The organism is Flavobacterium cellulosilyticum, from assembly GCF_004349355.1.
In the GTDB taxonomy this organism is placed as follows: domain Bacteria; phylum Bacteroidota; class Bacteroidia; order Flavobacteriales; family Flavobacteriaceae; genus Flavobacterium; species Flavobacterium cellulosilyticum.
The window spans coordinates 40201-51271 of the sequence record NZ_SMFK01000021.1 but is presented as its reverse complement, the minus strand read 5'-3'; the positions used below and the strand labels follow the sequence as shown (position 1 = coordinate 51271).

Annotated in this window: 11 protein-coding genes; 5 read left to right on the top strand and 6 right to left on the bottom strand. The window is 30.0% G+C overall.

Annotation, left to right across the window (positions count from 1 at the left end):
• A partial coding sequence (locus E0F76_RS18245; RefSeq protein ID WP_132007667.1) for a helix-turn-helix domain-containing protein occupies nucleotides 1-259 on the bottom strand: 259 nt, incomplete at its 3' end.
• Between the two features lie 97 nt (nucleotides 260-356).
• Nucleotides 357-1526: a proline dehydrogenase family protein gene (locus tag E0F76_RS18240; RefSeq protein WP_132009665.1), complete on the bottom strand. Its 1170-nt coding sequence runs from the start codon at nucleotides 1524-1526 to the stop codon at nucleotides 357-359.
• Between the two features lie 92 nt (nucleotides 1527-1618).
• Here E0F76_RS18240 and aroB point away from each other — a divergent pair, with 92 nt between their 5' ends.
• The 5 genes from aroB (at nucleotide 1619) to E0F76_RS19410 (ending at nucleotide 5854) form a co-directional block, all read left to right on the top strand.
• Nucleotides 1619-2686 carry a 3-dehydroquinate synthase gene (gene aroB / locus E0F76_RS18235; RefSeq protein ID WP_132009662.1) on the top strand — a complete coding sequence of 356 codons (1068 nt, stop codon included), beginning with the start codon at nucleotides 1619-1621 and terminating at the stop codon, nucleotides 2684-2686.
• Between the two features lie 57 nt (nucleotides 2687-2743).
• Entirely contained in the window at nucleotides 2744-2923 is a 180-nt protein-coding gene (locus E0F76_RS18230; RefSeq protein ID WP_132009659.1) for a hypothetical protein, read from the top strand.
• Nucleotides 2924-2977: 54 nt separating this feature from the next.
• Nucleotides 2978-4378, top strand: coding sequence for a type III PLP-dependent enzyme domain-containing protein (locus E0F76_RS18225; RefSeq protein WP_132009656.1), 1401 nt, complete (start codon nucleotides 2978-2980; stop codon nucleotides 4376-4378).
• Nucleotides 4379-4464: 86 nt separating this feature from the next.
• On the top strand, nucleotides 4465-5436 hold the full coding sequence (locus E0F76_RS18220) for a deoxyhypusine synthase family protein (protein ID WP_132009653.1): 972 nt from the start codon (nucleotides 4465-4467) through the stop codon (nucleotides 5434-5436).
• A gap of 10 nt (nucleotides 5437-5446) precedes the next feature.
• On the top strand, nucleotides 5447-5854 hold the full coding sequence (locus tag E0F76_RS19410; protein ID WP_165932742.1) for a DNA primase: 408 nt from the start codon (nucleotides 5447-5449) through the stop codon (nucleotides 5852-5854).
• A gap of 75 nt (nucleotides 5855-5929) precedes the next feature.
• Here E0F76_RS19410 and E0F76_RS18210 read toward each other — a convergent pair whose 3' ends face one another.
• From E0F76_RS18210 to E0F76_RS18195, 4 genes are all read right to left on the bottom strand, one after another.
• The gene (locus tag E0F76_RS18210; RefSeq protein WP_132009650.1) at nucleotides 5930-6445 is read right to left on the bottom strand and encodes a DinB family protein; all 516 of its coding nucleotides are present in this window, start codon (nucleotides 6443-6445) and stop codon (nucleotides 5930-5932) included.
• A gap of 9 nt (nucleotides 6446-6454) precedes the next feature.
• The gene (locus tag E0F76_RS18205; protein WP_132009647.1) at nucleotides 6455-9040 is read right to left on the bottom strand and encodes a phosphoenolpyruvate carboxylase; all 2586 of its coding nucleotides are present in this window, start codon (nucleotides 9038-9040) and stop codon (nucleotides 6455-6457) included.
• A gap of 86 nt (nucleotides 9041-9126) precedes the next feature.
• Nucleotides 9127-9606 (bottom strand): Lrp/AsnC family transcriptional regulator, encoded by a 480-nt coding sequence (locus E0F76_RS18200; RefSeq protein WP_073371425.1) that lies wholly within the window; start codon nucleotides 9604-9606, stop codon nucleotides 9127-9129.
• Nucleotides 9607-9676: 70 nt separating this feature from the next.
• The gene (locus E0F76_RS18195) at nucleotides 9677-10831 is read right to left on the bottom strand and encodes a M14 family metallopeptidase (protein WP_132009644.1); all 1155 of its coding nucleotides are present in this window, start codon (nucleotides 10829-10831) and stop codon (nucleotides 9677-9679) included.
• Nucleotides 10832-11071 lie beyond the last annotated feature (240 nt).

The window sequence follows — 11071 nt, the reverse complement described above, 5'->3', positions numbered from 1 at the left end:
TCACTTTGGCTTCAAGCTCCATGATCTTTTGTTCTGGTGACTTTGACATAGTAAATGGTGTTTGATTTTCCCAATCAAAGTTACCGAATTTTTTTAGCCAATTAACAACAGTTGTTCTATTTTGAATGCCATAAGTCTTCGCAGCTTCTGTAACTGTGAGCTGACCTCGCTCAATTTCTTGAACAATTTGTAATTTAAAAGACATTGAGTAATCTTTTTGTGTTCGCTTAACATAGCGTGTTTCTTCATGTTTTTCCATTAGGATACTTTTTGTGTATCGCTATTTCAGGACGGGACATAAAATTCATAAAAAAAGCTTCGAAGAAATTCGAAGCTTTTTTTATATATCGTGTTTATTACTTTTCTTTTCTTCTAATCCGTTCCGCTTTTATCATTGCTAATTCTCGACTCGTTTGTCCAGCAACTGAAGTATTCTCTTCTGCTCTTCGCATCAAATAAGGCATAACGTCTTTAACTGGCCCAAAAGGCAAGTACTTGGCCACATTATAACCGTTGTCGGCTAAATTAAAACTAATATTGTCACTCATACCATACAATTGACCAAACCATATTCTAGTATCATTTGCTTTTATTCCTTTTTCTTCCATCAAATCCATCAAAAAATAGGTGCTCAATTCGTTATGAGTTCCTGCAAAAATTGATATTGAATCAATATTATCAACCATATATTTTAAAATAAGGTTGTAATTTTCATCCGTAGCCTCTTTAGAGGAACAAATCGGTGTTGGATAACCCTGTTCTTTAGCACGTTCATTTTCTTTTTCCATATAGGCACCACGAACTAATTTTATTCCAATATAGAATCCCTCAGATTTTGCTTTCGTATGGAGTTTTTTTAAATAATCCAATCGATCCCATCGATACATTTGTAAAGTATTGTAAACAACAGGTTTCAACTTATTGTATTTTTGCATCATTTCCACTACCAAATCATCAACAGCAGATTGCATCCAACTTTCTTCACTGTCAATCAATAATGAAATGCCATTTTCATAGGAAGCTTTGCAAACTAAATCAAAACGAGTTACTATTTTATTCCATTCTTCATTTTCAGCTGAAGTCAATTTTTTTTCTTCTCCTTTTTTTTGATATAAATCGATTCTTCCAAAACCAGAAGGTTTGAAAACTGCAAATGGAATGGCATCTAATTCTTTGGCAAAATCAATTAATTTTAATGTCTTTACCAATACAGCTTCAAATTGCTCTTCTTCTTCTTTTCCTTCAACAGAATAATCTAAAACTGAAGAAACACCTTTTGTAAACATTTTGTCTACTACAGGAAGACAATCTTCTTCATTAACACCTCCACAAAAATGATCAAAAACCGTTGCACGTATCAAACTTTCTACAGGCAAATTAGCCTTTAGGGCAAAGTTTGTAACCGCAGTTCCTATTCGAACTAATGGTTCATTTGATATCATTTTAAAAAGAAAATAAGCCCGGTCGAGCTCAGTATCGCTTTTTAATGAAAACGCAATTTGTGTGTTTTTGAATATATTTTTCATTATTTGTTATATTTTTACACAAATATAGATAGAGTTATGGATATTATTTAGCAAAAATTGCCTTATTTTGTGCCTTCATTTAATCCAATAAAATGCAAACAATACAAGCGACCAATTACCCTATTTATTTCAACGAAAAAGGATATCAAGAATTAAATTCATACTTAAACGATAGCAAATATTCCAAACTTTTTATCATTGTCGATAGCAATACAAATGAATTTTGCCTTTCTAGATTCCTTCCTTATTTAGAGACCGATCTTACTATAGAAATTGTTGAATTTGAAGCTGGTGAACCCTATAAAAATATTGATACTTGTGTACAAATCTGGAACGTTTTGACTGAACTTGGTGCTGACAGGAAAAGCCTTGTTATCAATTTAGGAGGAGGAGTTGTCACCGATTTAGGTGGTTTTGTAGCTTCTACATTCAAACGTGGAATAGATTTTATCAATATTCCTACTACTCTACTGTCTATGGTAGATGCTTCAGTTGGAGGTAAAACAGGTGTTGACTTAGGCAATCTTAAAAACCAAATTGGTGTTTTTAACTTACCCTTAATGGTTCTCATCGATACTGCCTATTTAGAAACAGTACCTCAAAATGAAATGCGATCTGGTCTTGCAGAGATGTTAAAACACGGATTAATTTATGACAAAGAGTATTGGGAGAAATTCCTTGATTTAAAATCTGTTGATTTTAATGAATTAGACGAATTGATCTATCGTTCAGTAGAAATAAAAAATGAAATCGTTACCATTGATCCAACTGAAAAAAACTTGCGTAAAGCATTGAATTTTGGTCATACTTTAGGTCACGCCATCGAAAGTTATTTTCTTGAAAATGAAAACAAAATAAACTTGCTACATGGTGAAGCAATTGCTATTGGAATGATATTAGAATCTTATATTTCATTAAAAAAAGAATTACTAAATCAACAAGAATATTTTCAAATTAAAAATGCAATTAAACTGATTTATGACGATGTTATTTTTGAAGAAAATGACATCGAACCTATAATGGAACTCTTGATTCACGACAAGAAAAATGAATACGGAAACATCCAGTTTGCATTGATTAATGGAATAGGTAAAATAATTATTAATCAATCCGTTGAAAGTGAATTGATTCTAGAGGCTTTTCAAGATTATAAATCATAACTTTTTTTTAATAAAAAGCATTGCATTGCGTATATATTATTTTTTACATTTGCTCCAATGAAAAAAAGTCAAAATACAACAAACAATAGTTCTTTTGAAAACGAAAACAAGACTCCTTTTAAAAGGATATTGAGAACGTTTTTTGTCATTAAAGATGCTTTTAGTTTTGATGTATTTACTTTTTTAAAAGCCGAAAACGAAAAGCTTCAAATTGTATTTGCAAATATTAGAGTTTGAATTCGTAGCTTAATTTATTTTGAAATAAAATTAATCTAAAAAACTTCAAACCTAATGAATACAAAATATTCCGATTTAATTAATCAAACCTATTATTTCCCACAAGAAGAATTTACTTTAAACAAAGATAATCTTGAGTTTCACAATATTGATTTGATGAAACTAGTGGAGAAATACGGAACACCATTAAAGTTCACTTATTTGCCACAAATCTCCAATAACATCAACAAAGCCAAAAACTGGTTTCGCAAATCGATGGAGAAAAACAATTATGAAGCAAAATATTACTATTGTTATTGTACCAAAAGTTCCCATTTTGAATATGTGATGAATGAAGCGTTCAAAAACAACATTCATATTGAAACCTCTTCAGCTTTTGACATTAATATTGTCGAAAATTTATTGGCTTCAGGAAAAATCAACAAAAGTACTTATGTTATTTGTAATGGCTTCAAAAGAGATCAATATATTGAAAACATTGCTCGTTTGATAAATAACGGTTATAAAAACACGATTCCAATTATCGATAATTACGAAGAATTGGATATTTTGCAAGACAAAATCAAAAGAAAATTTAAAATTGGAATTCGTATAGCCGCAGAGGAAGAGCCTAAGTTCGAATTCTACACTTCTCGTTTAGGAATTGGATATAAGAACATAGTACAATTTTATAAAAAACAAATACAGGAAAATAAAAAATTGGAACTTAAAATGTTGCACTTTTTTATCAATACTGGAATAAACGACAATGCCTATTATTGGAACGAATTAGTAAAATGTATCAAAGTATATGTGGCGCTTAAAAAAGAATGCCCTACACTTGATGGATTAAATATAGGTGGCGGTTTTCCAATTAAAAACTCATTAGCCTTTGAGTACGATTACCAATACATGATTGATGAAATTATCAATCAAATCAAAATTGCTTGTGATGAAGCCGAAGTTGATGTTCCAAACATATTTACTGAATTTGGTTCTTATACTGTTGGCGAAAGTGGTGGAGCAATTTATCAGATTTTGTATCAAAAACAACAAAATGATAGAGAAAAATGGAACATGATTGACTCTTCATTTATTACAACTTTACCTGATACTTGGGCTATAAACAAGCGCTTTATAATGCTTGCTATCAATCGATGGAATGATACTTACGAAAGAGTATTATTAGGCGGAATGACCTGTGATAGTGATGATTATTACAATTCCGAGCAAAACATGAATGCCATATATTTGCCAAAATATAACAAAGAGAAACCATTGTATATTGGTTTCTTTAATACAGGTGCCTATCAAGAAACAATTGGCGGTTATGGCGGATTACATCACTGTTTGATTCCGCAACCCAAACATATTTTGATTGATAAGGATGAAAATGGTATCTTAGCATTTGATGTTTTTTCTGAACAACAAACGGCAGAAGATGTATTAAAAATTTTAGGTTACGATAAAAAATAATATTTAATTAATAATTAGTCTATTTAAAATTCTTTAAATTTGAAAATGTTTTCAAATTTGGGATTTAAAATAAAAATTTTCAAACAATGAGTAAAGGACCAATAAGTCAGTTTATTGAAAAGCATTATTTGCATTTTAACTCTGCATCTTTAGTTGATGCTGCAAAAGCCTATGAGCAACAATTAGCCAATGGAGCTAAGATGATGGTTAGTATGGCTGGAGCAATGAGTACTGCCGAAATCGGAAAAATTTTCGCAGAAATCATCCGTCAGGATAAAGTTCAAATCATTTCTTGTACTGGAGCAAATCTTGAAGAAGACGTCATGAATTTAGTTGCACATTCTCACTATGAAAGAGTACCTAACTATCGTGATTTAACCCCACAGGATGAATGGGCTTTATTAGAAAGAGGATTAAATCGAGTTACTGATACCTGTATTCCAGAACACGAAGCTTTCCGTCGTTTGCAAAAACATATTTTCAAAATTTGGAAAGATGCGGATGACAAAGGAGAAAGATATTTTCCACATGAATTCATGTATAAAATGTTGCTTTCTGGAGTTCTTGAAGAATATTATGAAATTGATTTAAAAGACAGCTGGATGTATGCCGCTGCTGAGAAAAATTTACCTATTATTGTACCTGGATGGGAAGATAGTACCATGGGAAATATTTTTGCTTCCTATGTCATTAAAGGTGAATTGAAAGCATCGACAATGAAATCAGGTATAGAATATATGGTTTATTTGTCAGATTGGTATCCAAAAAATAGTTCAAAAGGAATTGGTTTCTTCCAGATTGGCGGTGGAATTGCAGGAGATTTTCCAATTTGTGTTGTTCCAATGTTGTATCAAGATATGGAAATGCATGACATTCCTTTTTGGAGTTATTTTTGCCAAATATCCGATTCAACAACAAGTTATGGTTCCTATTCAGGAGCTGTTCCAAATGAAAAAATCACTTGGGGAAAACTAGATATCAATACCCCAAAATTTATCATTGAATCAGACGCTACTATAGTAGCTCCATTAATTTTCGCTTATTTATTAGATTTATAGAATATTATTTATGAAAAGAGTAATAGTTGATTACGCAAAACTTACCCACGAAATTTTAAACCTTTTGGTCGAAAAGTTCCCTGATGGCTATGATGATTCAAACATTATCCGTTTTAGAAATGCTCAAAACGAATTGATTGAAGCTGTTGAAGTCAGAACAGAAGACACTGTTTTTTTAGTAAAAATCAGCACAAAATTAGCTGATAGAATCGAAAATTATGATGAAGACGATGAAATCGATTCAGAAATTGAACCTTTAGACGAAGGAATTAGTTTAGACGATGACGATGACATTGACGATAGTGATGATGACACTAATGAATACAAAGATGATGTTGATAAATCCGACGATGACGATGATAATGACGATGAGGACAAAAAAGAAGTTGATGACGATGACGACGAGGACGATTTGTAAATTACAATTGTATTAAAAACACCTCCATAAAAAAAGGAACTCAATTTGAGTTCCTTTTTTTATGGAGGTGTTTTTTTACAAATAACGTTCTGCTATAATATTTAAATGATGATTTTGATGACCAGATATAATAAAACCAATTGCTCTTACAGAAATTGAATTATTAGAAGCTGTACCCCTATTTAAAAGTTGTTCTTCGGTGAAATTCTTAAATAAAACTATAGTTGAATTTCTTACAACGATAAATTCATTTGTCAAACTTTCCAAGCTACGTGAATTAGCCATAGCATTCGGAACATAATCATTTTCATCAAATCCAGCTAAAGCAGTTTGATCTCCTCTCCCAATTCGCAAAGCTCTATATGTAAAAATGCGTTCAGCATCAATAAGATGAAGTAAAATATCTTTAACAGTCCATTTATTTTCCGCATAACGATATTCTAATTTTTCAAAAGGAATATTCGAAAAAAAAGATATTAAATGGCTTAATCCATTTTCCAAAGCATCAATTAAATCTTCATCATTCACTGCGCCTATATAAGGCGTATAGAATGATGAAAATTCACTTTTTTGTAATTGACTCAATTTCATAATATCAAACTATGCTGAATTTCTACTTGCATTTGTATTTCCAAAAAGAGAACGTGTTACTATTTTTTCATACGTTTTAATCAAATCTGCATTAGGGTTTTCCATTTTATTCAATTCATTAATACGTAAAAGAGCATATTGTTGTATTGTCAACAAAGGCAATACTATACGTTCTCTTATGTCAATGGAAGCTTTACCATCAAGGTAGTTTTCCATTAGTTCATTATGACCCGCAATTTTCAATAACAACCTTTTAGTTTCTAAAAATTCATCATAAATAATTTGCCAAAATTCTCCAAATTGAGGATCATTTTTCATATAAGCAGTCAATGGGAAAAATGATTTCGCCAAGGACATCATACTATTTTCCAACAAAGTTTTAAAGAATAACGAATTGTCATATAATTTTTGGACATCTTCCCATTGACCATTCTCTTCAAAATGTTTTAAAGCGGTTCCAACTCCAAAGAATCCAGGAACATTTTGTTTTAATTGACTCCAAGACCCTACAAATGGTATTGCTCTCAAATCAGCAAAGTCTAAATGTTCTGACTTGCTTCTTTTTGAAGGACGACTTCCTATATTTGTTTTTGCATAGTATTTCAAAGTACTCATTTGCTCTAAATAAGGAATAAATTTAGGGTGATTCTTGAAGCTTAAATATTTTTGATATCCCAAATCTGCTAATTGATCTAAAACTTCTTTCTCTTTTTTAGATAATTCATTTTTTTCTTTACTAAACACTTGGTTTGTTGCTCCAGCACTTAATAAATTTTCTAAATTATACCTACAAGAATCCAAAGTTCCAAAATTTGAACTTATCGTTTGACCTTGTACTGTAACTTGAATTTCATTATTTTCAATTTTTGGACCTAAAGAAGCATAGAATTTATGTGTTTTTCCTCCGCCACGAGCAGGAGGTCCACCACGACCGTCAAAGAAAATAACATGTATACCATATTTTCTTGACATTTCAGTAAGTTTCTCTTTAGCTTTATAGATACTCCAATTCGCCATTAAATAACCGCCATCTTTTGTTCCATCTGAAAAACCAAGCATTATGGTTTGTTTCATATTTCTATTTTTCAAGTGGGAAGCATAAGTAGAATTGGTGTACAATTTTTCCATAACATCATGAGCACCCTGTAAATCTTCTACAGATTCGAATAAAGGAATAATATCAACTGATAAGTCATCCCAATTATTTAGTTTAAAAAGAGCAAAAGTTTCCATTACATTTAGTGCACTTTCATTGTTACTAATAATGTAACGATTTGCACCTAACTCACCGTTATTTTCTTGAATTTGTTTTATTATCTGTATAGATTCAATTGTCGATTTTGTAATTTCATTTTCAAAATCATTTGAATCTAAATCACCTTTAATATTTGACAATACAGTAATTTTGTCTTCTTCTGTTAAATCATAATAATTTTCTGGAAATACATTTGAGTTTGACTTCAAATAAAATTCAAAGATATCTTTAAAAACTGAATCATGAATTCTGCTATTTTGACGAATATCCAAAGATGCAAAATGGAATCCAAATAAATTCACTTTTATAAGCAACGCCTCCAATTCATCTAAATACAATGATTGATGCCTTTCTATTATAATAGTTTTAATTTTATTTAATTTAGCTACGAATTCTTCTAGTGTAATGAAAATTTCTCCTTTAGAATAAAAAACAGAACGATACAATTTATTTTCTAATTCAGATACTAATATATCTACTTCAAAGAATGTCAATTTTCTTTTTAAGCTTCTCATTTCAATGTAATAACATTTCAAGATTGAAGTTCTCAATCTATCTGCTACTTTCAAAGTAATATCTGTAGTTACAAAAGGATTACCATCCCTGTCCCCTCCAGGCCAAAAACCAAGTTTTATTATTTGATTTTGAATTGCTTTACCATGAAATATATTTTTTTGAAGATAATGTACAATTTCTCCAGCAGTTTCATAAAAAACGTTTTCAAGATACCATATCAAACTAACTGCCTCATCAAATGGATTGGGTTTTTCGTTTTGAATAAAAGGAGTTTTCCCTAATTGAGCCAATAATTGTTTAATTTCAAGTAAGCTATTATTACGAATGGCATTAGTTAAATCATTAATAATTCCAAGGACAGATCCAGGATAAAACTGAGTGGGATGCGCTGTTAGAACAGTTCTAACATTAAAGTTTTCTAAATATTCTATTAATTCCGCTTCCTTAACTTTAGCGTCCGATTTTTCTTTTATATCTCGCAATGAACCTCTACCATCCATATTATTTACAACTGAAAATGCAGCATCTTCAATTGCATCAAAAAGAACAATTTGTCTTTCAATATACTGAATAAAACGAAACAGTAAATCAATTTTTTCCGTTTCAGAAGCATCATGCAAGAATTTTTGAATGAAGAAATCAACAATTTCTTTTGGATTTTGTTGCTTTTTAAAACCACTGTCACATACATCCGTAAATAACGGAAGGAGCGATCCTGTATTATCTATTGAATCAAATGGCAATGTGATAAAGACACTATTATAGATATTATATTTAGATAAAACTTCTTCGTTAAATCTATCAATTTTTGGATGTGTATACATAGTAATTTTAGTTAATTGGTAATAATATTTAAAAAAAACCCCAAGAATTCACTTGAGGTTATATGTAGTAATAGCTTTCAAATGAATTACATGTTTTTGAAAATGGTATGCATTAATCGCTTTTTATCATTTATACTTTCTTCCAATGAAATCATCGTTTCGGTTCTATAAACTCCTTCGATATCATCGATCATAAAAATTACATCTTTAGCATGTTTGGTGTCTTTAGCTCTAATTTTACAAAAAATATTAAATTTACCAGTTGTAACTGAAGCTACAGTTACAAAAGGAATTTCGTTGATTCTTTGTAAAACAAATTTAGTTTGAGAAGTATTATTTAAAAACACACCTACATAAGCAATAAATGAATATCCTAATTTGTCATAATCAAGAACCAATGAAGATCCCATTATAATACCAGCATCTTCCATTTTTTTTACCCTTACGTGTACAGTACCGGCTGAGATTAATAATTTTTTTGCGATATCCGTAAACGGAATTCTAGTATTATCGATCAACATGTCTAATATCTGGTGATCTACTTCATCTAAACGAAACTTACTCATAATTCTTAAATTAATATTATTAATTGCAATTGCACAAATTTACATAATTAACAAAGAGTATAGATAATATTCAAGAAATCATCAAACCATTTACAATCTTCAAATGATTATCTAAATAAAAATCAGCTTTTTGATTTATCTCAGGAAATAATCCAAAGTCATTTTTGAAGCTAGCCCCTTTTCCATCGTATTCAAAATGTCCAAAAAAATCATCAACTTCCCCAATCTTTATGATATAAGCGTTGAAACAGATTTTTCCTTCTATCAATTCCTCTTTATATTGAGCAGCAAAATTCGTGATTATTTCAATACCATCATAATTTATTTTGATATTTTTGAATATAAAATCATAAAAAACCACTTTATTTTGAGGAATACTTAAATATTTGTCAATTTTGTTAGCGACTATATCGTTTTCGTCGATTATATTTAAACTTGATAAATAGGCCAGAAATACAAATTTACGTGTTTCATTTCTTAAATAATCGTTTTTAAAATGTCCCGCTTCAAATAAAATTGTTGGAACTCCTAATGATTGAAAAGTATCTCCAATACAATTTATATTAAACGAATCATCAAAACGCCCCACCTGACCCGGAATATATTGCTGTAAAAAATCATTAATTCCTGAAATTAAATTAATTGCTCTTAAACGGGATTCATTTATATCACATGCTTTATTATAAGAAGGTGCCAAAAAGGACAATGTAGCTGGTTTACCTGTATTTCCTACACCAAAAATAGAGCGTTGGTCATGCAAATTATAACAGAAATCAGGTTTGAAACTTTCGAAAATAGCTCTCAAAACAATACTTTCCGGTTGTGATAGATTTTGAGAATCGCGATTTAAATCAATTTTATTGGCGTTTTCCCTAGTGTATAGCAATGCACCATCAGGGTTTAACATGGGGATGCAACAAAGAGTGAATTTAGATTGAATTTTTTTTGCTAATTCAGAACCGTTGTTTATTAAATTTAATAAATCAAACAGCGCCTTCGTAGTTGTACTTTCATTTCCATGCATCTGAGACCAAAGTAAAATTTTTATTTTTCCAGAACCAATTTGGTATTTATAAATAGGCATACCTAGAACGGAATTTCCTATTATTTCTAATTGATTATTAGTATTTAGTTTGCGTAATATAGGTTCAATTGAATCCAAATTAATATTACGTTCTTGCAATGATTGTTCTTTATTTTGATAAAATAATTGTTCTAAATCCATGAGTATATTTTTGTTTTACAAAAGTAAACATCTTTATAATTACAATTGTAAAACATAAAAATTAAATTATTATTACAAATGTAAACAAGACAACTATCAGTATTGGATTGTTTTTTCAATTTATAATTGACAATTGTATACAGGTAATATATTTACATTTAAAATAATAATATTCAGATATATAAAATACTTTATATTAAGTTTTACTTTATTAAAATGTACGAAAATATTTTTATATTA

What these genes read in the sequence shown, in the direction of transcription:
- E0F76_RS18240 (WP_132009665.1), bottom strand. Translation starts at nt 1,526, where the DNA reads ATGAAAAATATATTCAAAAACACACAAATTGCGTTTTCATTAAAAAGC.
- aroB (WP_132009662.1), top strand. Translation starts at nt 1,619, where the DNA reads ATGCAAACAATACAAGCGACCAATTACCCTATTTATTTCAACGAAAAA.
- E0F76_RS18230 (WP_132009659.1), top strand. Translation starts at nt 2,744, where the DNA reads ATGAAAAAAAGTCAAAATACAACAAACAATAGTTCTTTTGAAAACGAA.
- E0F76_RS18225 (WP_132009656.1), top strand. Translation starts at nt 2,978, where the DNA reads ATGAATACAAAATATTCCGATTTAATTAATCAAACCTATTATTTCCCA.
- E0F76_RS18220 (WP_132009653.1), top strand. Translation starts at nt 4,465, where the DNA reads ATGAGTAAAGGACCAATAAGTCAGTTTATTGAAAAGCATTATTTGCAT.
- E0F76_RS19410 (WP_165932742.1), top strand. Translation starts at nt 5,447, where the DNA reads ATGAAAAGAGTAATAGTTGATTACGCAAAACTTACCCACGAAATTTTA.
- E0F76_RS18210 (WP_132009650.1), bottom strand. Translation starts at nt 6,445, where the DNA reads ATGAAATTGAGTCAATTACAAAAAAGTGAATTTTCATCATTCTATACG.
- E0F76_RS18205 (WP_132009647.1), bottom strand. Translation starts at nt 9,040, where the DNA reads ATGTATACACATCCAAAAATTGATAGATTTAACGAAGAAGTTTTATCT.
- E0F76_RS18200 (WP_073371425.1), bottom strand. Translation starts at nt 9,606, where the DNA reads ATGAGTAAGTTTCGTTTAGATGAAGTAGATCACCAGATATTAGACATG.
- E0F76_RS18195 (WP_132009644.1), bottom strand. Translation starts at nt 10,831, where the DNA reads ATGGATTTAGAACAATTATTTTATCAAAATAAAGAACAATCATTGCAA.